Annotated in this window: 21 protein-coding genes, 3 tRNA genes, 1 other RNA gene and 1 riboswitch; of the genes, 20 read left to right on the forward strand and 5 right to left on the reverse strand. The window is 40.8% G+C overall.

Annotated elements, in window-relative coordinates; translation table 11 throughout:
- Nucleotides 1–88: 88 nt before the first annotated feature.
- The 12 genes from cpu_RS09445 (at nucleotide 89) to cpu_RS09500 (ending at nucleotide 9020) form a co-directional block, all read left to right on the forward strand.
- Entirely contained in the window at nucleotides 89–571 is a 483-nt protein-coding gene (locus cpu_RS09445) for an RDD family protein (RefSeq protein WP_077177287.1), read from the forward strand.
- 293 nt (nucleotides 572–864) lie between these two features.
- Nucleotides 865–1398, forward strand: a complete 534-nt coding sequence (gene thpR, locus cpu_RS09450; RefSeq protein ID WP_075859765.1) for an RNA 2',3'-cyclic phosphodiesterase — start codon at nucleotides 865–867, stop codon at nucleotides 1396–1398.
- A gap of 81 nt (nucleotides 1399–1479) precedes the next feature.
- The gene (locus tag cpu_RS09455; protein WP_011343389.1) at nucleotides 1480–2097 is read left to right on the forward strand and encodes a flavodoxin family protein; all 618 of its coding nucleotides are present in this window, start codon (nucleotides 1480–1482) and stop codon (nucleotides 2095–2097) included.
- Nucleotides 2098–2111: 14 nt separating this feature from the next.
- Nucleotides 2112–3110 carry a deoxyguanosinetriphosphate triphosphohydrolase gene (locus cpu_RS09460; protein ID WP_075859766.1) on the forward strand — a complete coding sequence of 333 codons (999 nt, stop codon included), beginning with the start codon at nucleotides 2112–2114 and terminating at the stop codon, nucleotides 3108–3110.
- 73 nt (nucleotides 3111–3183) lie between these two features.
- Entirely contained in the window at nucleotides 3184–4911 is a 1728-nt protein-coding gene (gene dnaG / locus cpu_RS09465) for a DNA primase (RefSeq protein WP_075859767.1), read from the forward strand.
- Nucleotides 4912–4933: 22 nt separating this feature from the next.
- Nucleotides 4934–6049, forward strand: a complete 1116-nt coding sequence (gene rpoD / locus cpu_RS09470; protein WP_075859768.1) for an RNA polymerase sigma factor RpoD — start codon at nucleotides 4934–4936, stop codon at nucleotides 6047–6049.
- 94 nt (nucleotides 6050–6143) lie between these two features.
- Nucleotides 6144–6218: transfer RNA gene (locus tag cpu_RS09475), tRNA-Ile, on the forward strand.
- 35 nt (nucleotides 6219–6253) lie between these two features.
- Nucleotides 6254–6329 (forward strand) — tRNA-Glu (locus cpu_RS09480).
- A 1-nt stretch (nucleotide 6330) separates the two neighbouring features.
- Nucleotides 6331–6406 (forward strand) — tRNA-Val (locus tag cpu_RS09485).
- 112 nt (nucleotides 6407–6518) lie between these two features.
- Entirely contained in the window at nucleotides 6519–7217 is a 699-nt protein-coding gene (locus tag cpu_RS09490) for a tRNA (adenine(22)-N(1))-methyltransferase (protein WP_077177289.1), read from the forward strand.
- On the forward strand, nucleotides 7196–8302 hold the full coding sequence (locus cpu_RS09495) for a Nif3-like dinuclear metal center hexameric protein (RefSeq protein WP_075859769.1): 1107 nt from the start codon (nucleotides 7196–7198) through the stop codon (nucleotides 8300–8302). Before cpu_RS09490 ends, cpu_RS09495 begins: the two co-directional genes overlap by 22 nt.
- A 4-nt stretch (nucleotides 8303–8306) precedes the next feature.
- Nucleotides 8307–9020 (forward strand): zinc ribbon domain-containing protein, encoded by a 714-nt coding sequence (locus cpu_RS09500; protein WP_075859770.1) that lies wholly within the window; start codon nucleotides 8307–8309, stop codon nucleotides 9018–9020.
- Nucleotides 9021–9112: 92 nt separating this feature from the next.
- Here cpu_RS09500 and rnpB read toward each other — a convergent pair.
- Nucleotides 9113–9451, reverse strand: an RNA gene (gene rnpB / locus cpu_RS09505) — RNase P RNA component class A.
- A 74-nt stretch (nucleotides 9452–9525) separates the two neighbouring features.
- A complete protein-coding gene (locus tag cpu_RS09510; RefSeq protein WP_075859771.1) occupies nucleotides 9526–9852 on the reverse strand; it encodes a YbjQ family protein in 327 nt (108 codons plus the stop codon).
- A gap of 641 nt (nucleotides 9853–10493) precedes the next feature.
- Here cpu_RS09510 and cpu_RS09515 point away from each other — a divergent pair.
- The 4 genes from cpu_RS09515 (at nucleotide 10494) to cpu_RS09530 (ending at nucleotide 13241) form a co-directional block, all read left to right on the forward strand.
- Nucleotides 10494–11366, forward strand: a complete 873-nt coding sequence (locus cpu_RS09515) for a DMT family transporter (protein ID WP_075859772.1) — start codon at nucleotides 10494–10496, stop codon at nucleotides 11364–11366.
- A gap of 11 nt (nucleotides 11367–11377) precedes the next feature.
- On the forward strand, nucleotides 11378–11740 hold the full coding sequence (gene mgsA, locus cpu_RS09520) for a methylglyoxal synthase (RefSeq protein WP_075859773.1): 363 nt from the start codon (nucleotides 11378–11380) through the stop codon (nucleotides 11738–11740).
- Nucleotides 11741–11753: 13 nt separating this feature from the next.
- Entirely contained in the window at nucleotides 11754–12563 is an 810-nt protein-coding gene (locus tag cpu_RS09525; protein ID WP_075859774.1) for an arginase family protein, read from the forward strand.
- A gap of 162 nt (nucleotides 12564–12725) precedes the next feature.
- Nucleotides 12726–13241 (forward strand): hypothetical protein, encoded by a 516-nt coding sequence (locus cpu_RS09530; protein WP_075859775.1) that lies wholly within the window; start codon nucleotides 12726–12728, stop codon nucleotides 13239–13241.
- Here cpu_RS09530 and aroH read toward each other — a convergent pair.
- The 3 genes from aroH to cpu_RS09545 are packed head-to-tail and all read right to left on the reverse strand — an operon-like array spanning nucleotide 13238 to nucleotide 15713.
- Entirely contained in the window at nucleotides 13238–13594 is a 357-nt protein-coding gene (gene aroH, locus cpu_RS09535) for a chorismate mutase (RefSeq protein WP_075859776.1), read from the reverse strand. The two genes, cpu_RS09530 and aroH, sit on opposite strands and share 4 nt — an antisense overlap.
- Nucleotides 13595–13617: 23 nt before the next feature.
- Nucleotides 13618–14703 carry a prephenate dehydrogenase gene (locus cpu_RS09540; RefSeq protein WP_075859777.1) on the reverse strand — a complete coding sequence of 362 codons (1086 nt, stop codon included), beginning with the start codon at nucleotides 14701–14703 and terminating at the stop codon, nucleotides 13618–13620.
- 2 nt (nucleotides 14704–14705) lie between these two features.
- Nucleotides 14706–15713: a bifunctional 3-deoxy-7-phosphoheptulonate synthase/chorismate mutase gene (locus cpu_RS09545; RefSeq protein ID WP_075859795.1), complete on the reverse strand. Its 1008-nt coding sequence runs from the start codon at nucleotides 15711–15713 to the stop codon at nucleotides 14706–14708.
- Between the two features lie 408 nt (nucleotides 15714–16121).
- Here cpu_RS09545 and cpu_RS09550 point away from each other — a divergent pair, with 408 nt between their 5' ends.
- From cpu_RS09550 to cobT, 4 genes are all read left to right on the forward strand, one after another.
- Nucleotides 16122–18797 (forward strand): molybdopterin-dependent oxidoreductase, encoded by a 2676-nt coding sequence (locus cpu_RS09550; RefSeq protein WP_075859778.1) that lies wholly within the window; start codon nucleotides 16122–16124, stop codon nucleotides 18795–18797.
- 11 nt (nucleotides 18798–18808) lie between these two features.
- Nucleotides 18809–19405 carry a 4Fe-4S dicluster domain-containing protein gene (locus cpu_RS09555; RefSeq protein WP_075859779.1) on the forward strand — a complete coding sequence of 199 codons (597 nt, stop codon included), beginning with the start codon at nucleotides 18809–18811 and terminating at the stop codon, nucleotides 19403–19405.
- A gap of 14 nt (nucleotides 19406–19419) precedes the next feature.
- Nucleotides 19420–20295 carry an NrfD/PsrC family molybdoenzyme membrane anchor subunit gene (nrfD, locus tag cpu_RS09560; protein ID WP_075859780.1) on the forward strand — a complete coding sequence of 292 codons (876 nt, stop codon included), beginning with the start codon at nucleotides 19420–19422 and terminating at the stop codon, nucleotides 20293–20295.
- Nucleotides 20296–20351: 56 nt separating this feature from the next.
- Nucleotides 20352–20528: riboswitch (cobalamin riboswitch) on the forward strand.
- A 99-nt stretch (nucleotides 20529–20627) separates the two neighbouring features.
- Nucleotides 20628–21698 (forward strand): nicotinate-nucleotide--dimethylbenzimidazole phosphoribosyltransferase, encoded by a 1071-nt coding sequence (gene cobT / locus cpu_RS09565; protein ID WP_075859781.1) that lies wholly within the window; start codon nucleotides 20628–20630, stop codon nucleotides 21696–21698.
- Nucleotides 21699–21780: the final 82 nt, after the last annotated feature.

Raw genomic sequence — 21780 nt, forward strand, 5'->3', positions numbered from 1 at the left:
CATAAATTATATCATAAATTTAGGGGCTATTGTTATTTTATTCTACATTTTCTATTTTTTATAATACTTTTTTCAGGGGTCTCGGACGGTGCAGTTAGAACGGGGGGAAGAGCTTAGTCAGACAAACCCGTTTCCGGTTCAGGCGCCGCACGGCATGGAATCGGAACATAGGCAGCAGTACGCTGGTTTCTGGGTTCGCTTTTTGGCGGCGGTACTTGATAGTATCGCTTTGTTTGCTGCATTTACCTTGATCAATGTGCTCCTGGGAGTGGATATTTTCAATCCGCCTCCCGTCATCGATTTATTGCAAAGTATTGTTTCTATTATTTATTACGTGGTCATGACTGTGATTTTGGGGCAAACCCTTGGCAAGATGGCTTTGGGTATCCGTGTCATCCGCCAGGACGGCGGACCGAACTCGTGGGGGGCCATCCTTTTACGGGAAACGGTAGGCAAATTTTTGTCGACACTGATTCTTTTTATCGGATATTTGATGGCTGCCTTTGATCCGCAGAAACGGGCTTTGCATGACCGTATCGCCAAAACGTTTGTGGTGAAAGTCTGGAAATAACCGTCGAGGAACAATTGTAATGCATCTTACATCCGGCCTCCCCCTTTGGCGATTGCTGTTTCAGAACAGTAGAAAAGACCTTTTTGACGGGCAGGAGGTCTCTTTTGTTGGCTATTTTTCTAAAATCCTTACTCTTGTTTGATTTCGCGAGCTTAGTATCAAACTCTATAATAGAAAATCAATTTTTCCTGCATTGGCAGGTTTTTTCTTTTCTTTAGGGACTAAAAAAGGATTTTTTTCTTTTTTAGCTAATATTAAATATACCTAATTTTTAATATTTGCGGGGGATAAAGATGCGTTTATTTTTTGCAGTGGATTTTCCCGATGGATTAAAAGAAGAAATTTATCAGGATATAACACCTTTATTTACGTACCACGGGGTTAAGTGGGTAGCAAAAGAGAACTACCACTTAACTTTAGCTTTTTTGGGGGAAAAAGAGGAAAAGGAGCTTTTGCAAATTGACCGGGCGGCAAAGAGCGTTCCTCAAGTCAAAGAGTCATTAATCAAAGTACTAGATTTTGGGGCTTTTCCCAATTTAAAAAAGCCTAAAGTTTTATTTTTAAAAATCGAAAGTCCCGGGCTTTTAACTTTAGCCGAGAATTTACGTCAAAATTTAAAAGAAAATAATGTTTCTTTTGACGAAAAGCCGTTTGTGCCCCATTTAACCATAGGCAGGGTAAAAGGGGAAATAAAAAATTTAGCTTTACCAAATTTTAACCCCAAAGAATTTTCTTTTAAAAATTTTTACTTAATAAAAAGCATTTTAACCCCTGAAGGACCGATTTACGAAAAAATAAAAAGCTACAAAATATTACAAAATGCTTAAGAATTTGTTAAAATTAAATTTTATGAAGGAAAAAGAGCCATGGAAATCGTATTTATAGGAAGGTATAAAGGAGGCATATAAATGAAAGTTGTAGTTTTAAACGGAAGTCCTAATAAAAATGGCAACTGTACTTATCTTGCGGGGGTAATAAAAAATCTTGCCAGTGAGTATAATGCAGAAACTGTAATTATCAATGTTGATGAAATTATGCGCCGCCAAAAAATCCCTTACTGTATCCATTGCTCGGCACCTTGTTCGGGGGTTTGCTACAAGGGAACGGAATTAGAAGCTGCCTATCTTCAGCTTGGTTCTGCTGATGCGGTAATCATGCTCTCACCGGTTTACTTCGGCACTGTATCGGCGCAATTAAAAGCTTTTTGGGATAAAACCCGAAGACTTAGGGACAGAAAGCTTCTTGTTAATGTAGTGGGAGCGGCGGCCACCGTTGGCGGTTCGCGCTTCGGGGGCCAGGAGACCACTATATCTACCCTCCACGACATGATGCTGGTTCAAGGTATGACCGTAGTAGGCGATGGTTTGTTTACCGCCGATGCCGGACACCAGGGGGCGTGCTTTACCCGTCCGGCCGAAGAGGAGCAAAACGGTGTTAAAAGGCTTGAGATATTAGTAAAAAGGGTGTTGGAGGTAGCTAAAGCTACCGAAAGTTTAAGGGAAAAGCGGGAGGTTACTTTATTTTAACGGAGCGATAATTTATGTTAATCCGGGAGACCATTGAAGAGCGGGAGCTTAGAGAATTATCTCCCTATGCGGCCAAGAGCCGGCAGACTAAAGGAAGGCTGAAACCGGAAGAGGAATGTCCGATCCGTACCGCTTATCAGCGGGACCGGGATCGGATTGTCCATTCCAAGGCCTTTCGCCGGTTAAAACATAAAACCCAGGTGTTTATTGCCCCGGAAGGGGATCATTACCGGACGCGCTTAACCCATACCCTGGAAGTTGCCCAAATTGCCAAAACTATTGCCCGGGCTTTATTTTTAAATGAAGATTTGACTGAGGCCATAGCTTTTGGCCATGACCTGGGGCATACTCCTTTTGGCCATGCTGGAGAAGAACAGTTAGACAAGCTTTTACCCGGGGGCTTTAAGCACAATGCTCAAAGTTTAAGGGTAGTGGATGTTTTAGAAAAAGGGGATGGGTTAAATTTAACCTGGGAAGTACGGGAAGGAATATTAAAGCACACCTGGAGCGAAGAACCTCCCTCGACCCTAGAAGGGCAAATAGTGCGGCTTGCCGACCGCATCGCTTATATCAATCACGATATTGATGACGCCATCCGGGCGGGGGTTTTAAAGGAAGAAGATTTACCCAAAGATTGTATAAAAATTCTTGGCAGGCGGCATCGGGACCGGATTAACACCATGGTAACTGATGTAATTAAGAGTAGTTTAAATAAACCCCAAATTATAATGAGCCCAGAAATAGAATGGGCAATGCTTGAACTTCGAAGCTTTATGTTTAAAACCGTTTATATTGGCAGTGAACCCAAAAAAGAAGAGAAGAAAGCCAAATCTCTTATAAAAATGCTTTATGAACATTATTTGGAAAATGTATATCAATTACCCGAGGAATTTCAAAATATCGTTAAAAACGAAGGACCCGAGAGAGCTGTAGCGGACTATATTGCCGGTATGACTGACCGTTATGCTTTAAAAGTATATAAAGAATTGTTTATACCTCATCCTTTAACCTAAAACTTATTTGTCGAAGAAGCAGGAAAAAGCGAAAAAAAAGAGAATAACTATTATTAAGAGAGCGGTGAAGGCCGTGTCCTATCAAGAGGTTGTAGAAAAAATTAGGAATCAGGTCGATTTAGTTGATTTAGTAAGCGAATATACCAGACTTAAAAAATCTGGTAGAAATTACGTAGGCCTTTGTCCTTTTCATAATGAAAAAACACCTTCTTTTTCGGTATCAAGGGAAAAAAATCTCTATTATTGCTTTGGTTGCCAGCGAGGCGGCGATATCTTTAGTTTTATTATGGAGAAGGAGAAATTAAATTTTAAAGAAGCCGTTTCGTATTTAGCTAAAAAATACAATATTGATTTACCGGAAACGAGTAAGACTTTTAGTAAATATGAACCTTTATACCGGATGTTAATGCTGGCAACTAAATTTTATCATGAAGCTTTAAATACAAAATTGGCCATTAAAGCTAAAGATTACCTGAAAAGCAGGGGAATCGCTGAAGAAACAGTTAAAGAGTTTATGTTAGGTTATGCCCCTTCCCCAACCGCTTTACCGGTTTTTCTAGCTAAAAAAGGTTACAATCCCGGGGAATTGGTTAAAATAGGAGTTGTGGCTAAAAGTTATTCCGGAGGTTATTACGACCGCTTTGCGGGAAGGATTATCTTTCCGATTTTTGACCGGGAAGGCCGCGTGGTGGGGTTTGGGGGCAGGGCCTTAGGAGATGAAAAACCCAAATACTATAATTCGCCACAGTCGGTGATCTTTGATAAGGGAAAGTTATTTTATGGTTTTAAACAAGCCCGTACTGCTATTAGAGAAAAAAGGCAAGCTATTTTAGTAGAAGGTTATTTTGATGTTATTTCTCTGCACCAAGCGGGGATAAAAAATGTGGTTGCTTGCCTGGGAACTGCTTTTACCGAAGAGCATTTAAATTTTTTAAAAAACTATGGGTTTATTGAAGAGTTAATTCTGGCCTATGACCAGGATGCGGCGGGAGAAAAAGCTGCTCTAAGAGCTACCCAAATGCTGGTCCGGGATAAGTCTGAACTTACGGTCAAGGTACTTCGACAAAGGGAGTTTAAGGATCCTGATGAGTTAATTAAAAACCGAGGAAAAGATGCTTTTTTGGAGGAAATAAATAAAGCCCTGACTCCGGTGGAGTTTTTCTTAGAGCTAGAGCTTAGAGGAAAAAACAACTTAACTTTAAATGAACAAACCGCTATCTTAAAAAAGCTTCTTCCTTACCTTGTGGCAGAATATGACAAATCACCGGCATTGTTTGCCGAAAGAATAGGGAAAATTGCTAGTCTAATTCAATTAAGCGAGGGAACGTTATTAGATGAAATTCGCCGGGAACTTACCAAAAATGAGGAAAAATCTTTAAAAAACTCGAGCTTTGGAGAAAATATCAGTAATGAAAATAAAAACTATGGCCTTTTAAAAGTTGAAACAGAGTTACTAGGAATGTTATTAGAATATCCTGAATATCGAGAGGATTTTCTTAAAGATTTTTTTTCTTATGAGTTTCAAGGAAAAAACCAAGAACTATTTATCCGCTTAAAAGAAAATAATCTTCCCACTCAGGAAGATCCTTTATATAGCTATATGGCCTATTTACGAATAAATTGTCCACCAGGGGACCCTAAAACTTTGTATAAAGGATATGTTCGGTATTTGGAGGAACATTATAAAAAACAGCAAATACAAAAGTTAACCCTGGAAATTTCCCTGGCAGAAAAGGAAGGAAACTGGGATAAGCTCCAGTTATTAATTAATAAACTTCAACAACTAACTCAAAAAAATTAACCCAGAAAGGGGGGAATGCGGCATGAAGGAAATAATGCAAAGCGAAAAACTCATGGAAATTGTTGAGAAAGGCAAAAAACGCGGGGTTTTGACATATAATGATTTGCTCGACACTTTGCAAAATGTTGATTTAAACTCGGAGCAGATCGATGAACTGTATGAATACCTTGCAAACCAGGGTATAGAAGTGGTGCCGGAAGTACCAGAGTTAGAAATTGACCCCATTGATAATTTAGATGGTGATGTAGATTTTAAACCTTCCGACATTGTTGACGAGGTCGATTTGGATTTAACCATACCGGAAGGGATTGCTATTGACGATCCAGTCCGGATGTATTTAAAGGAAATCGGCCGCGTTCCCTTGCTGACACCGGAAGAAGAAATTGAGCTTGCCAAAAGGAAGGAAGAGGGCGACGAAGAAGCCAAAAGAAAGTTGGCAGAAGCCAACTTACGCCTGGTGGTAAGTATTGCCAAACGGTATGTAGGCAGGGGTATGCTGTTTTTGGATTTAATTCAGGAAGGGAATCTTGGTTTATTAAAAGCGGTAGAAAAATTTGACTACCGCAAAGGCTATAAATTTTCCACATATGCTACCTGGTGGATTCGCCAGGCTATTACCCGGGCTATTGCCGATCAGGCACGGACCATTCGTATCCCGGTTCATATGGTAGAAACTATCAATAAATTGATTCGGGTGTCGCGAAACCTTTTACAGGAGCTAGGAAGAGAGCCAACCCCGGAAGAAATCGCTAAAGAAATGGACATTTCGGTAGATAAAGTCCGGGAAATTATGAAAATTGCCCAGGAGCCTGTATCTTTAGAAACTCCAATTGGAGAAGAAGAAGACTCGCATCTTGGAGACTTTGTCGAAGATCCTGATGCCAAAGCTCCGGTAGAGGAAGCTTCTTTTACACTGCTGCGCGAGCAGTTAGACGAGGTCTTAAAAACTTTAACCGAAAGGGAACAAAAGGTCTTAAGACTTCGCTTTGGTTTGGATGACGGGCGGGCCCGGACTTTAGAAGAAGTTGGGCAAATTTTTGGGGTGACCCGGGAGCGGATTCGACAAATTGAAGCTAAAGCTCTAAGAAAGCTACGGCATCCAAGTAGGAGTAAAAAATTAAAAGATTATCTAGAATAAAAGTAAAAGAATACCTAAAAAATCTTTTAAAAACTTCTTGACCAAACTAAAAATATTTCCTATAATAAATCATGTCGCAAGGACACAAGAGTTCGGGCCCATAGCTCAGCGGTAGAGCTGCCGGCTCATAACCGGTAGGTCCCAGGTTCAAATCCTGGTGGGCCCACCATGTTAAAGCCGGAAGGCTCGAAAGTTAAGTTATGTGGCCCCATGGTCAAGAGGCCTAAGACACCGCCCTTTCAAGGCGGTAACCCGGGTTCGAATCCCGGTGGGGTCACCACGGGCGGTTAGCTCAGCTGGGAGAGCACCTGCCTTACAAGCAGGGGGTCGGCAGTTCGATCCTGTCACCGCCCACCAGTGAAAATTAAACCTCAAACCACTAAGGTTTGGGGTTTTTTGTTTTTAACTACCTTTTTTGGTACAAATACTGTATAATAGTTGCAAGTATAAATTATCTAACGGAGGAATCATGCAGTTATCGGCACGATTAAAGACGATGGCTTCTTATGTGATATCCGGGGAACCGGCAGCGGATATTGGAACCGATCATGCCCAACTCCCTATTTACCTAGTTTTAAATAACCTTTGCCCCCGGGTAATTGCAACTGATTTAAAGGAAATGCCGTTAAGCCGTGCCCGTAAGGTTGTGGTAGATTACGGCCTTTTAGACAAAATTGATTTAAGATTGGGGGATGGATTATATCCTTTAAAACCCGGGGAAGTTAAAAGTGTGGTAATTGCCGGTATAGGCGGGAATAATATTGCCGAAATAATTAAAAAAAGGCCGGAAGTAGCCCGAGAGGTTCGCTTAATTTTACAACCAATGGCTGATAGTTTTGACTTACGAATTATGCTTGGGGCTAACGGTTATCAAATTATAGAGGAAGAACTGGTTATAGAAAAAAGCCGGCTTTACGAAATCATTGTAGCCCAAGCAGGATTTATAACTATTGCAAACAAAATAGAGTTGGGATTAGGGCCTCTATTAATACGAAGAGGAGATGAGCTAGCGCGAAAATATTTAATAACGCAAAAAATAAAATATGAAAAAATTTTACTAAATCTAAGCCGGGCCCAAAAGATGCATGAGGAAAAAATACGTGAGATAAAGGAGATATTAGCTTTTATCGAGGAGGTGCTGGCAAATTGGCCCATCCCCAGGAGATAGCTTCGGTTATTGAAAAAAAATTTCCCCGAAAACTTGCTGCCGAGTGGGATAATCCTGGTTGGCAAATTTATTTTGAGAGAGAAGTTACTAAAATTTTACTGGCGTTAGATATTACTTCCGATACAGTGGCGTTAGCGTTGCGGGAAGGAGTAGACCTAATAATTACCCACCATCCGCTCTTTTTTAAACCGCTAAATTCCCTTACCTTTGATAAAGCTGAATCATTACCCCTTTTGAAATTATTGGAAAATAAAATTTTGGTTTATAGTATCCATACTAATTTAGACATAGCTAAAGACGGATTAAATGATTACCTGGCAGAGTTACTGGAGCTTTCTGAAATAAGACCGCTAGGGGAGGAAGTATATGAAAAACTTTATAAACTCTCGGTTTTTGTGCCAGAATCTCACTGGGAGATAGTTAGAGAGGCAATGGGAGCAGCTGGGGCAGGCTTCATCGGTAATTACTCCCATTGTACCTTTAATACCCGGGGTACTGGCACCTTTTTACCTCTGGAAGGAGCAAGTCCGTTTATTGGGGAAGTGGGGCGAATTGAAAAGGTCGAAGAAGTAAAAGTAGAGACTATTGTCCCAGAAAAACTTTTAAACCGGGTACTAAAAGCAATGTTAAAAGTTCACCCTTACGAAGAAGTTGCCTATGATATCTACCCTTTAGAAAATAAACAGTATTTAGGTGGTATGGGGAGGATAGGCGTAACTAAGAAGAAAAGTTTTAAAGAGTTACTGGCTTTTGTAGCCGAAAGATTAGAGCTCAAGAATTTGAGATATGGGGGAAATCTGGATTCATTTTCGCGAAAAGTGGCGATAGTCTCGGGTGCTGGTGGAAACTACTGGCAAAAGGCCAAATTTGCCGGTGCCGATGTCTTTATTACCGGTGATATAAAGTACCATGAGGCAGTTGCGATGCTCGATGCGGGTTTAAATTTTATCGATGCCGGTCATTGGGAAACGGAAAAAATATTTTATCAGCTAATAGTTCCACTTTTGCAGAAGGTAAAAGGGTTAAAGTGGATAATGGAGAAAAGGGAGCCGGTATTTAACTATTTGGTAAATTTCGGGGGGTAATATTTTGCAGCGAATTCGTGAGTTATATGAATTTATGCTATTAGAAGAAGAGGAACGTAAGCTTGCCGGTGATGACCGTATAGCAATAAACCGTCAGAGTTTTAAAAACGCCCGAAAAGCCTGGGAAAATATGCGTAATGTGTATTATGAATTAAAAAATGAGCTAACCCGGACTGAAAAGATAATAAAAAGCCTGGAAAGAGAGTTGTTGGGATTAGCCAACAAAATTAAAGAAATTGACCAAAAGCTTTACGGGGAGGGAACCAATTTAAAGCAAATAGAACAGTATCAATTTAAACTTGAATTATTAAAAAATGAAAAGACCGATAAAGAAGAGCGCTTACTTGACATGATTTCCCGGGAAGAAGAGTTAAAGGAAGAGGCAAAAAAACTAAAGGAAAATCTTATTGCCGAAAAAGACAAGCTTTTAAAGTGGCAAGAGGAAATAAAGTTTGAAGAGGAAGAATATAGACGAAATCTAGAAGCTTTAAGGCAAAAGCTTAACAGAGAAGAAGAAAGACTTACGGAAAATCCTTATTATGCAAAATACAAGGAATTAAAAGAAAAGTATGGAAATCCGGTGGCTTTAGTAGATAAAGAAACCTGTTACGGTTGTTTTATGAGTTTGCCCTTTGAACTTACTAAAAAGTTAAAGCTTGGACAGGGGGAAGGTGCGATATGTCCGCATTGTAAACGTTTGTTGTATTACCCTAGTTAATAAAAAGGTACAAGAATTATAACTGCAACCACCAAAAGATTAGGATAGCTACCGATGGGCTTTATAACGACATAAAAAATTAACTAAATTTTTTTGCGAGTAAGCCTGTAAGCCGAGTTCTGTCGAGGATGACCATCTATCTGAGACCTCTGTTGCCAGAGGCCTTAAGCGACCAACCCGGGGACAGAGCGGGCCACTCTATAGTCCCCCTATTTGGTCTTGCTCCGGATGGGGTTTGCCTAGCCGGACAGTTACCTGCCCGCTGGTGAGCTCTTACCTCACCTTTCCACCCTTACCGGCGCTTCGCGCCGGCGGTATGTTTCTGTGGCACTTTCCTTGGAGTCGCCTCCACCGGGCGTTACCCGGCATCCTGCCCTATGGAGCTCGGACTTTCCTCAGGGATTTTTCCCTGCGGTCATCCGGCTTACTCGCAGCTATTCATTTTTGTTGCTAAACTATTATAAGTTTTTATGTAAGACAGTGCAAGCGGTAAAAAATAGAAAAATTAGCTTAGATCCGGTTCAATATAGACAGCGGTTCCGTTAGCAACAACCATTAACATGGTTTGGCCGATGCTTTCGTAATCCAGTGATATACCAATAACTGCATTAGCGCCAAGTCTTTTTGCCCGTTCGGTCATTTCGGCTAAAACTATTTGCCGGGCTTCTTCTAGCTGCTGTTCATAAGCTCCCGAACGGCCTCCTACAATGTCACTTATTGAGGCGAGAAAATCCCGGATGATGTTTGTTCCCATAATTGCTTCTCCGGTTACAATGCCCAAATACCTGGTAACTTTGTAGCCGTCCAGCCGGCCGCTTGTGGCAAGTAGCATATAAAAAGCACCTCCTTAGGAATTTATATACATTTTAACAAAAATTAAGATACAATAATAGAGGAGAAAAAGGTAAATAGACAAGTCGAAATATGTCGAAAAAACTCATTATTTGTAACAATTACTTAACATTGTCTTAATAACACAGTAACAATTATCATTTATTATTTAAGCGTACGGACAACTCGGGAGGATTTAATGAGGTCCCCCCCTCCCCACTCCCAATCCCCTCCTCCCGATAGCTGTCCCTGAATTTAAAAAACAGCTCCCGCTTTAGTTCTTAACAGAGAACTTGGGCGGATTGAAGTAAAAATTAAAAAACATAAAACAATAGTCCTGTAAAAGTTGACAAGTAGCTAAGGGAGAATTGTTGAAATACTTAAAGTAAAAACGAAGTCTAGACACAGCAATGAAATAAGTAAGAGAAATAATGAAGGAAATGCAAGATTTTGCGGAAGGTTAAAGTAGTAATGGATAAAAGGCTTTTACTTCATTTAAAATTTCATACGGAAAAAAAGGACAAGCAAAAAGCGGGGCTGTTCTTTAAATCCCTCCACCGGTGGCAAAAAAGCCACCTTTTTTTATTGTCTTTTTCCCTGAGAAAAATGATATAATTATTGATAAAAACGGGGGTTTTGGGATTGGGAGAGGAGAATTTTAAGAAAGGTCTTTTTTTAGCTGTTTTAGCAACAACCCTTTGGGGAATTAATGGCACAGTTACCCGCTATTTATTAATAAATAACCTGAGCCCAGTAGTTTTAGTGCAAATTCGACTAACAGCAAGTGCAGTTTTATTATTTCTCTGGTTTTTTTTCAGAAAAGAAAAAATAAAGATTGCCCCAAATGATATCTTGCCTCTTTTATTTTTAGGTATTTTTGGCCTGGGATTAGTTCAGATGACCTATTTTTATACAATTAGCTTAACCAACGTGGCGACAGCGGTTTTTCTCCAGTATTTATCGCCGGTAATTGTAGCGATTTTTGGCCTTATACTTAAAACCGAAGAGATGACCTTTAAGAAGTTAATGGCCGTTTTTTTGGCCATGGTGGGAAGTTTTTTAATTGTTACCAAAAATGGAGGGCTGAAGCTGCCTTTGATTGGTATCATTTCTGGTCTGCTTTCAGCTTTTTCCCAGAGTTTTTATATTATTTATGGTAAAAAAGTATTAAAACGCTTTTCACCGCTAACGGTTTTAGCATACGGTTGGCTGTTTAGCGCAATTTTTTGGTGGCTGTTAATTCCCCCTAAAGTTGGTCTTTTAAAGCAAATTTTTGCATTAAGAGATATTGTAGGAATAGCATATATTGTTATTTTTGCTACGGTTATCCCTTTTATTCTCTACTTTAAAAGCATGAATTATTTAACCTCAACTACCGTTAGTATAGTAAGTTTAGTTGAACCGGTAGTAGCGGTTATTGTGGCTTTTGTAATCTTAGGGGAAAAGCTTACTTTTTTATCAACTTTAGGAGCGGTCTTTATACTGGCTGCTGTTTATACCATTTCAAAAAGTTAAGGAGGAGAAATATGAAAATTGCTCTGATAGCCCATGATAACAAAAAGGACGATCTTCTGGAGTTTGTAAAAACCTATAGAGAATTTTTTGACCTTCATGAACTTTATGCTACCGGAACTACCGGAAAAATATTGGCTGAAAATACTAGACTTTCAATTCACCGCTTTTTATCCGGCCCCCTTGGGGGAGACCAACAAATTGGTGCGATGGTGGCGTCAGGGGAGATAAAGCTTGTTATCTTTTTCCGGGACCCTCTAACAGCTCAACCCCACGAACCCGATATAACGGCCCTATTGCGGGTTTGTGATGTTCACAATGTTCCCATTGCTACCAACTGGGGGAGTGCGGAATTGTTTTTAAAAGCCTTAAGCTAGGGAGGACGAAAATGTGGGTTTGGTTTTTAAAGATGTGGGGGTAATTGACCTGGATGGCAGTGTAATGGTCCAGGAAAACCTTCTTCTTAAATTCAAACCCAAAATTTATACTTTACCAGGAGATCATCGTTTAAAGATTTGGACTAATTTATCTAATTATCATGTTAGCTGCCAGAAACTAGGGAATACAGTTTTGGGAATAAATTTTTGCGGAACAGGAGAATTCCATCACCTTACTTATTACCTGGTAAAAAATAATCCAGCTCCCCGATTAGGTGTTGTGGTTTTTGATAATCATCCCGATTTTTTGCCTACCTTTTCCGGTTATATTTCGTGTGGGTCGTGGCTTTTAAATGTTGCTGCCCTTGACAAGGTAAAACAAATTTTGGTAGTAGGTGTTACGGAGTTATCAGGGTTAAAAAGCTTTGGTGCTAATTTAGCAGGTGAAAAGATAATACTGTTAGCTCCTAAAGGTAAAAAGGTACCGACTACGAAATATCCAATCGAATTTTATGCTGAAGATGAGTTATTTGCTAAAATAGAAGAAACTCTTAAAATTTCGGATATTTATATTAGCATTGATAAAGACGTTTTACATCCCCTTGATTCGACTACTACCTGGGAGCAAGGGGAGTTAAGGTTAAAACAGTTACTTAAAGTCCTTGCCATGCTAAAAAATAAATATAGAATTTGGGGAGTAGATATTTGTGGGGAGTATGGGAGTGCGCTTCCGCAAATTCAACGGGCAGAAGAGAAAAAGGCTACATCGCAAAATGAAAAAGCAAACCTCCAGATTCTGGAGGCTTTATTAATGGGGGAATAAAATTAATACCCCTAAAGGGGTATTGGAAAGAATGGGGTATGTTATGGCATCGAATAATAATATACACTTAAAATGTTAATGGAACTAGGGTGAAATAGTTAAAATAAAGTTAAAAAGGTTATGCAAAGAATAAAACTTTATAAATAGAAGGTGATAAGGAAAATGTACTTTGAAAATTTTCAGGTTAGAAGCTATGATTATAATTTTATTAAAGAATTTATTGCCGAAAGGAAAAAGGAAAGCCAGGTAATTATGTTACCCCAACGGGGCCAATGGGTGACAATTTTATTTGAAAATTCGTCCTTAGGTGAAAAAATTATCGAAGAGTTAACGCTTGTCTTGCAAACCAAAGCATTTTTTCTCGAATCCGATGGGGATAAAAGCTGGAGTTTTATCTTGTATTCTGACGGCAAAGTGGTGGATGAGTTTTACAACGATCCTATTGCAGGCTTTGAGCCTGAAGATTATGGCCGGGAAGAATTAAAAGAAATTTATGAAGCTATTCTGACACCTAACAATACTTTTGCCGAGTTTTTAGCATTTTTACAGGGGAAAAATAAATTAAATAAAAAAAATATGGAAAAATTTGCTTCTTTTTTTGGATTAACTGATGTAGAGGTTTCCTACGAGCAATTTTATGACCGCTTAGAGGAGCTCCCGGGAGCTATTACTTTTTAAAAATCAGGCCGTAAAACTTTAGCTCCTTCAAGATAAAGATGATGTACCTTTTGGTTTTCAGGGAGATAGGTAAGAATTAAAATTCGAATTACTTTTTTAAGGCTTCCAGGAACAGCTATTTCCTGGGCACAAAGAAGGGGTACCTCTGTAAGTCCCGCTTTGCGAGCTGCTGTTGCCGGAAATTGGGCGTTTAAGTCGGGAGTTAAAGTAAAAAAGATGGAAATTATCTTTTCTTTTTTGAGATTATTTTGCAAAAAAATTTCGGTTAATAGTTTTTTTGTTTGCTCCTCAATAGCTTCTGCTGAATTTTCTGTAACTGTAATAGCGCCTCTTATACCTTTTACAACTTCCACCGATTTACACCTCCTAAAGAAAATCACCGTAAAACTGGTTTAAAGCCTTTTTTTTCTAAAAGAAGATAAGCTTTTTGTCGCTCTTCAAAGGTAGCAAAGGAAAGTCTTAAGACTCCTCCGTCGCCTTCCCGGGCTTTTAAGATTTCAATATCTTTAATGTTGATTCGAAAGCGTGCCAATAAACCGGTTACTTTTGCTAGCATACCCGGGCGATCGGGGATATTGGCAGTAAGGTCGTAAAGGGGAAGGAGATAACCTTTGCCGTTTTGGCTTAAGTTTATACGAAATTCCCGACCTTCGTTTAAGAAATTTATTAAAGCTTTTTTGTTTTTAGCGATAATTAATTCTTTTAAAGTGAGAAGTTCTTCGATAAATAAATTTATGCTATTTATAACTTCCTCCTGGTTGTATAACAAAATTTCCCCCCAGAGTTCCGGGCTTGAGGAAGCAATGCGGGTAAGGTCTCTAAAACCACCAGCGGCAAGTTTCATTAATAAATCTTTTTCTTCTTCCTTTTGGCACATTCGACATAACGAAAAGGCTATGGCGTGGGGTAGATGGCTTAATTGAGCCGTTAACTGGTCATGAGTTTGGGCGTCGGTAATGATTACCAAGGCGCCTATTTCTTCTAAAAGAGATTTTAATTTTTCAACCACTTCTTTTGGTGTATTGGCTTCAGGAGTTAGAAAGTAATAGCTGTTTTCAAAAAGAAAACGGTGTCCGGCGGTAAAACCTGCCTTTTCCATACCCGTTAGGGGATGACCACCAATAAAATACCGGCATGTTCCCAGTGTTTCGTTGGCGTATTTCATGATTTCCCCTTTTATGCTGGCAGTATCGGTAATTATGGTATTACGATTTAAAATATTTAGAGTTGGAATGAGATTTAAGGTTATTTCGGGGGGGGTTGCCAGAAAAACCACATCACAGTTAGTCAAAAGGTTCATATCCGATTTATTATTTACTATTACCTTTTCCTCAAAAGCAAGCTCAACATATTGAGGATTTTTATCAATACCATAAACTTGATAGCCCAGGTGGCTAAAGGCCCGGGCCAGGCTCCCACCTATTAAGCCTAAGCCAACAATGCCTATTTTGATCTTGTTCATTATTAAAACTCCTCCAGGACCTGCTGTAAGGTTATTAGCTCGTCGTAAAGCTCGGAGAACTCTTGAAAATTTAAAGATTGGGCACCATCAGATAAAGCTTTTTCCGGTTCAGGATGAATTTCAACCATAAGGCCATCGGCTCCAAGGGCTAAAGCTGCCCGGGATAAAGGCAAAATTAGCTCTCTTTTGCCTGTTGCGTGGCTGGGATCAACGATTACCGGAAGATGAGACAACTGCTTGACTAAGGCTACTGCACTTAAATCTAGAGTGTTACGGGTAGCAGTTTCAAAGGTTCTTATCCCGCGCTCACATAAAATAACTTTTTGGTTTCCTCCTGCTAACAGGTATTCGGCGGCTAATAACCACTCTTCAATGGTTGCGGACAGTCCCCGTTTTAAGATTACAGGATTTTGTACTTGGGATAATTCTTTTAAAAGAGCAAAGTTTTGCATGTTTCTGGCCCCAACTTGAAGAATATCAATTTTCTTGGCCACAAATTCGACGTCTTTGACTTCTAACACTTCCGTGACAGTTATTAAACCGTATTCTTGACCAATTTCGTGTAAGATGTTTACTCCTTCCTCGCCTAATCCCTGGAAAGAGTAGGGTGAAGTTCTGGGCTTAAAAGTACCACCTCGTAAAAACTTGACACCTTTATTTTTGGCAAACTGAGCAATAAGGCGCAGATTTTCTTTACTTTCAACGGCGCAGGGCCCTGCAATAATGATAAAATTATCAGGACTGATTATTTCTCCCTTAACTTTAATTTCTGTTTTTTCCCGAAACTCTTTGCTCGCAAGTTTGTACGGCTTTAAGATTGGGACTAAAGTGTCTACCCCCGGCATTAATTCCAGGTTTAAATCGGCTAAATTCCGTTTATCGCCGATAATCCCGATAATAGTTCGCTCAACCCCTTCGGAGAGATGTGGGGTAAGCCCGGAAGCTAAAAGCCTTTCTCTTACTGCTTCAATTTGTTCGCGGGTAGCGGATTTTTTAAAAACCACAATCATAAATAAAAAACCTCCCTTGGAAAATTTTGCAGGGAGGAAGGGCGAAAAGTAAAAAAACTCCCCAAGGGAGTATACTAATATATTCTCCCTTCCTACCATCCTGCTTTGTCCTACAATCTAAACTACCCATCCTACAAAACTACAATTCCAATTTTCTGGTATTATAAACTATTTCTCCTTTTTTAACAATAGGGGATAGTAAATTTTTTTAAAAAAATAATTTAATAATAGCGTAAATTTACAAAATTATTATCAAAATATGCGAAAAAGCAGGCTTAATAATAAAAAAGCAAGATATAGCGAAAAAAAGCACAAGAATATACGAAATTTGCCTTTTGCTCTTGACCATTAAATAAAGTATCCTTAAAGAGAAGGTTTATAGTTTAAACTAAGGGGGTTTTTGGTTGCATGAATCCAAAAAAGGTGGAGGAAGTAAAGAAGAAACAAGGCTCTTCCTCAAGGGAGGTGGAGTGGGTACCAACAATCTGCAACTTTTGTTCCACTGTCTGCAACCTGAAAGTAGGTGTAAAAGAGACTAACGGGAAAAAGGTTGCGGTAAAAATTGATGGTAATGAAAGGAGTCCTCTTAACCGGGGAAAAGCTTGTGCCCGGGGACAGGCTGGTTTTCGCCAGACTTATGACAAAGCCAGGCTTACTACACCTTTAATCCGGGTTCCGGGAAGTAAACGGGGTGAATGGAACTTTAAACCGGCTACCTGGGAAGAAGCTTATGGCTACATTATGCAGAAAATGCAGGAACACCAGGTTATGCCCTGGGAAATTACCATGATGGGCGGATGGACCTCCTGTGTTTTCTATATGCCTTTAGCTCTGGGCTTTGCCATTGCTAACGGTATCCCCAATATTGTAGCAGCTCCAATGCAGCAGTGTGTGGCCAGCGGCCATTTGGGAACCGATATGGTTACTGGTAACTTTAACATCCACGATGAAGTTTTAGCGGATTTTGAAAACGCCAAGTATATTATCTTTTCTATGACCAATTCCGGAGTTGCTGCCGCTTCTACCAGCCGCCTGGTTAGACTGGCCGAGGCTAAAAAAAGGGGAGCAAAAATTGTTGTATTAGACCCCAGGCTTTCGGAATTGGCGGCCAAGGCTGACGAGTGGCTTCCCATTAAACCGGGAACCGATAGTGCCTTTTTCTTGGCAATGATTAATGTTATTTTGCGGCGCGGGCTTTTTGAACGGGAATATGTGGTCAAGCATACCAACATGCCGTTTTTAATGATTGAACATCAAGGTATGTTTGTGCCCTTTATGGAGCAAAACGAGCAGGGATATCCCAAAGCCTTTTTTGTTTATGATGAAATTTCCGGAGAAATTCGGAAAATTCCTGGTTACTTTAACCATAATTATACCGATGTGGAGGGGAAAAGTATTCGACCGGCCTTAACTTTACCGGAGGGAGTAACCTTTAACGGCCAGAAATTAAAAACTGTTTTTGAACTTTTAATAGAACAATCGGCACCATATACTCCCGCATGGGCGGCTGAGGAAACCGGAATTCCTGCCGAAACTATTGAAAGAATTGCGGTGGAATTTGGGATGATTAGGCCGGCGATGATGGATCCCGGCTGGCACGGTGCTCGCTATGAAAACGTTATTAATACTAGAAGACTTCAGGCGATGCTGCAAGCTTTAGTTGGCGGTATTGATACTGCTGGCGGCTGGCTAATGTCGGCCGAATACCGGGAAAAAATTATGCAGGCGATGGAAAAAATGAAAGCCGGGGAGGAAGGGCCGGTATTGTATCTTCCGGGAATCCAATTCCCCTTAAAAGCCTCAGGAATACTTTTTGATCCTAATTCCTGGTATCATGGTCATCCCCATTATGCTATCGCCAAGGTTATGCAGGATAAAGCCGAAGGCAAGGAAACTATTGTTTTTCCCGCCTTTTCCGATTACGGTATAAAAGAGGCAGTTGAAGGTAAATTAATATTTAACGGTGAGCCGTACCGCATTAAAACAATTATCTTAAATGCCTCGAACCCAATTCGCCACTACTATCCCGAAAGCCGCTGGCAGGAAATCCTAACCAATCCTAACCTGGCTCTTGTGGTGGCTGTTGACGTGTTGCCCTCCGATACTACCTTATATGCGGACGTTATCTTACCTAACTTAAACTATATCGAGCGGGATGAACCGTTTATTTATGGAGCAGGTCCCTCGCCGGATTTAGCTTATACCACACGGTTTAAAGCAGTAGATGGACCAGAGCAGGCTAAAGGTACCGCAGATATTTTATTTGAGTTTGCCATTGGCTTTGGAAACTTAGAAAAATTCATGGCCACGGTAGCGGCTTTAGCTGGCTTTGACCATGAAGACATTAAACAGGAAGTGGGTAAAGCTTTAGAAGGAAAACAAACCTTTACCCGGGCCATGCGTAACGTTTCGTTTAAACATTATGCCAAGATGCTAAAAACCACTCCTGAAAAGCTCGAACAAGAAATGCGGGAAAAAGGAGTTATCTTAGTAGAAACCAAGGAACAGTTAATGGAGCATGGAACCCTTTTAAAACACCTGCCGGTTCCTACCATGTCCGGGCGGCTGGAGTTCTACTCCTATTTAATGGCGGGTTTTGTCCAAATGTATGGTTATCAGAAAAACTGGGATCCGGGACTTGTTTATATTCCGCCGGAAACAAAAGAAGTAAAACTTGCGGCTAACGAGTTTCACTTTGTTTACGGAAAAGTACCAACAGTGTCTTATGCTTCTACCAACTCCAACAACCCGCTTTTAATGGCGTTGTCTAAAGTAAAAGGTGGGAAGTTTTTAGGGGTATGGGTTAACCGGAAAAAAGGCCAAAGCTTAAAACTAAAAGATGGCGATGTGGTAGTACTGGAAAACGTTCAAAATCCGGAGTATTCCGCCAAAGCAGTAGTGTTCTTAACGGAGATGGTGCGGCCGGATACCGTGTTTATTGCTTCAAGCTTTGGTACGAAAAACCCCATGTTAGAAAATACAGCGGGGGTTGGTACACCTATAAACAATTTAGTGCCTTACAAAGTTGAACCTTTTGTGACCGGTTTTAAGTCTCAGGAATTTACTGTAAGGATAATAAAGTAAGGAGGAGAACAATGGCACGCTACGGAATGGTAATTGACCTTCGAACCTGCGTCGGCTGTCAGGCTTGCAGTGCTGCCTGTGCCACCGAAAACCAGACCCCTTACTGGTCCGATAAATGGCGCACCCGGGTGTTGGATATCGAAAAAGGGGAATATCCCAATACCGGCCGGCATTTTGTTCCAACAATTTGTATGCACTGTGAAGAACCGGCCTGCTTAACCATTTGTCCATCTCAGGCAACGATCCGGGATGAAAATGGCAGCATCCTTGTAAACTACGATACCTGCCTTGGTTGTAAAGCCTGTATGGCAGCCTGCCCTTATGGGGCCCGGTATGTTTATGATAAGAACGATGTTGCCAAAAACCTAGAAATTCACGGAGAATTATCCCAGCATAATGTGGTGCATATTGACAAGTGTACTTTTTGCTTTGACCGGGTAGAAAGAGGCCTGGAGCCAGCTTGTGTGGCTACCTGTCCGGCAAAAGCCAGGATTTTTGGGGACTTAGATGACCCCAATAGCGAAGTGGCCAAACTGGTGGCTGCAGGAATTGCTAAGCCTTTAAGACCGGATTTAAATACCAAACCCAAGGTCTTTTATATTTACTAAAGGGGGGACAGCCGATGTCAGTTGAAAATACTCTACCTTTTGAACGCCAGGAAGCTTATGAGTGGCCTTTAGCGGTTTACTTGCTGCTGGGAGGTATAGGTGGGGCGTTTATTTCTCTTTCGTTTATTTTGCATTACCTTTTTAGCTGGTCTATCGTTGGAAATTACGGCATGCTTATTGGGATGGGATTTTTTGCCTTGGCGGGTTTGACCCTTCTTTTTCTTGACTTAGAGCGGCCACTAAATGCGATATATTCTTTAAATAATATTAAAACCTCCGGGATTTCCTGGGACGTAGTTTTAATTGCTTTAAGTTTTGGCGGTGCTTTGTTATATGTTTTGCCGTTTTACGTTTCTATACCGGTCTTGGAAAGCTTACGGCTTTTGTTTGGCGGTATAGGAGCTTTAGCCGGATTCTTATTTCCGGTGATTTCCGGAGGCTTGATTTCTGCTCCGGTGTCAGTGCCTCTGTGGCATACACCTCTTTTGCCGGTATTGTTTTTAATAAATAGTTTTGGGGTTGCTTTTTCTGCTGTGCCGGCTATGTTTGGCCCGGGTTCAGAGATTTTCGCGTTTATTTTTAACTTAGCAGTGTTTATGGCAAATCTGGTGATTTCGGGAGGTTTCATTGCTTTTTATGAGCATGCCCATAACGGCCCGGTAGAAGCCCAGTACGGTTTTCATGAAATGTGGAAGAAATTTAATTTTCAAGTGGGCTTTTTAGTAGTGGGTTTACTTTTTCCGTTAATTCTTAGCGGTTATATGTTCTTTACCGGAAACTTTTTGTCCTGGGGATTTGGGGCCCTTGCGGTTGCTCAACTAATTGGTGGCATTGCTTTAAGGAATTGCCTTTTAAAACATGGTTATTTAACTTATCCCTGGCCGTATTAAAAATTTAATGGACAAAAAAAGGAATTTTTAAAAAAATAGCGAAATGATAATAAAAAACTTCATAAATGCCTTTTGGTGCCCCTTTAGGGGAGAATAGGGAAGTCAGGTGCGAATCCTGCGCGGTCCCGCCGCTGTAACCGGTGAGCTGGTATGGCCACTGCTTTTTGCGGGAAGGTCTTACCAAAAAGCTATGACCCGGGAGCCAGAAGACCTGCCAAAAGGTGGAGCTTTAGCGGTTCGGCGATACCGCTTGGGCGTGGGTGATGGTAAAGCCCACAGCAGTACTACTGCTGTGGGCTTTTAAATTTATAGCTTTAAGGGGGAGATGGATTATGTTAACAGAAGTTTTAAACCAAATTGGAGAGCTTTACCCAGAACCCATGGAAAAAGCGCAAAAACACTTAGACGGCTTAATTAAGCCGCCGGGAAGCCTTGGGGTTTTAGAGGAAATGGCGGTGAAATTAGCCGGGATTACCGGGGAACTGGCTCCTGATTTATCCAAAAAAACGGTTGTAGTAATGGCCGGTGACCACGGGGTAACCGAGCATACAATAAGTGTAGCGCCGGTGGAAGTTACGGCGCAGATGACCCGTTGTTTTCTAAAAGGCCTCGCCGGAATTAACGTTTTAGGAAGACACACAGGGGTGGAAGTTAAGGTTGTCGATATGGGAATAAAGGAGGATCTTAATTTACCCGGACTCATTGTCAAAAAAGTACGTCCTGGTACCGCCGATTTTACTTTAGGACCGGCAATGTCCCGGGAAGATGCTATAAAGGCAATACTGGCGGGGATTGAGGTGGCAAAGGATTTGATTGCCGCTGGAAGTAAGGTTCTAATCACCGGGGATATGGGAATAGGCAATACTACCCCTTCGGCAGCTATTTTAGCGGTTTTAATGGATATACCCGTGGAACAGGCAGTGGGCCGGGGAACGGGAATTAACGCGGAAATTTTCAAGAAGAAAATAGAGGTTATTAATAAAGGGATAAAGATAAATCGGCCGGATAAAACCGATGCCGTTGATGTTCTTTCCAAGGTTGGCGGGTTTGAAATAGGAGGCCTTACCGGTTTAATTCTTGGGGCAGCAGCTCAAAGAGTGCCGGTAGTAATTGACGGTTTTATTTCTACGGCAGCGGCAATGTTAGCCGTTACCTTAAAAAATGAAGTAAGAAATTTTCTCTTCCCTTCCCATTTATCCGAAGAACCGGGGCATAAATTAATGATGGAATATTTAGGTTTAACCCCCTATCTCAACTTAAAAATGCGCCTTGGAGAGGGCACCGGAGGAGTATTTGGAGCTTTCTTCTTAGAAGCCGCGACTAAAGTTATGCGGGAAATGGGAAGCTTTGCCTCAAGCGAAGTTTCGTTCCTCCTGGAAGAAAGAATGGCTAAAGTTTTTTAAATTAGTCTACTTAAAAAAGAGGGTGAATATTTATACGATATTCACCCTCTCTACTTTATTAAGTAATTTGGCTTTTTCCAGA

The organism is Carboxydothermus pertinax (assembly GCF_001950255.1).
GTDB lineage: Bacteria > Bacillota > Z-2901 > Carboxydothermales > Carboxydothermaceae > Carboxydothermus > Carboxydothermus pertinax.

What these genes read in the sequence shown, in the direction of transcription:
- thpR (WP_075859765.1), top strand. Translation starts at nt 865, where the DNA reads ATGCGTTTATTTTTTGCAGTGGATTTTCCCGATGGATTAAAAGAAGAA.
- cpu_RS09455 (WP_011343389.1), top strand. Translation starts at nt 1,480, where the DNA reads ATGAAAGTTGTAGTTTTAAACGGAAGTCCTAATAAAAATGGCAACTGT.
- cpu_RS09460 (WP_075859766.1), top strand. Translation starts at nt 2,112, where the DNA reads ATGTTAATCCGGGAGACCATTGAAGAGCGGGAGCTTAGAGAATTATCT.
- rpoD (WP_075859768.1), top strand. Translation starts at nt 4,934, where the DNA reads ATGAAGGAAATAATGCAAAGCGAAAAACTCATGGAAATTGTTGAGAAA.
- cpu_RS09490 (WP_077177289.1), top strand. Translation starts at nt 6,519, where the DNA reads ATGCAGTTATCGGCACGATTAAAGACGATGGCTTCTTATGTGATATCC.
- cpu_RS09510 (WP_075859771.1), bottom strand. Translation starts at nt 9,852, where the DNA reads ATGCTACTTGCCACAAGCGGCCGGCTGGACGGCTACAAAGTTACCAGG.
- mgsA (WP_075859773.1), top strand. Translation starts at nt 11,378, where the DNA reads ATGAAAATTGCTCTGATAGCCCATGATAACAAAAAGGACGATCTTCTG.
- cpu_RS09530 (WP_075859775.1), top strand. Translation starts at nt 12,726, where the DNA reads ATGTACTTTGAAAATTTTCAGGTTAGAAGCTATGATTATAATTTTATT.
- cpu_RS09540 (WP_075859777.1), bottom strand. Translation starts at nt 14,703, where the DNA reads ATGAACAAGATCAAAATAGGCATTGTTGGCTTAGGCTTAATAGGTGGG.
- cpu_RS09545 (WP_075859795.1), bottom strand. Translation starts at nt 15,713, where the DNA reads ATGATTGTGGTTTTTAAAAAATCCGCTACCCGCGAACAAATTGAAGCA.
- cpu_RS09550 (WP_075859778.1), top strand. Translation starts at nt 16,122, where the DNA reads ATGAATCCAAAAAAGGTGGAGGAAGTAAAGAAGAAACAAGGCTCTTCC.
- cpu_RS09555 (WP_075859779.1), top strand. Translation starts at nt 18,809, where the DNA reads ATGGCACGCTACGGAATGGTAATTGACCTTCGAACCTGCGTCGGCTGT.
- nrfD (WP_075859780.1), top strand. Translation starts at nt 19,420, where the DNA reads ATGTCAGTTGAAAATACTCTACCTTTTGAACGCCAGGAAGCTTATGAG.
- cobT (WP_075859781.1), top strand. Translation starts at nt 20,628, where the DNA reads ATGTTAACAGAAGTTTTAAACCAAATTGGAGAGCTTTACCCAGAACCC.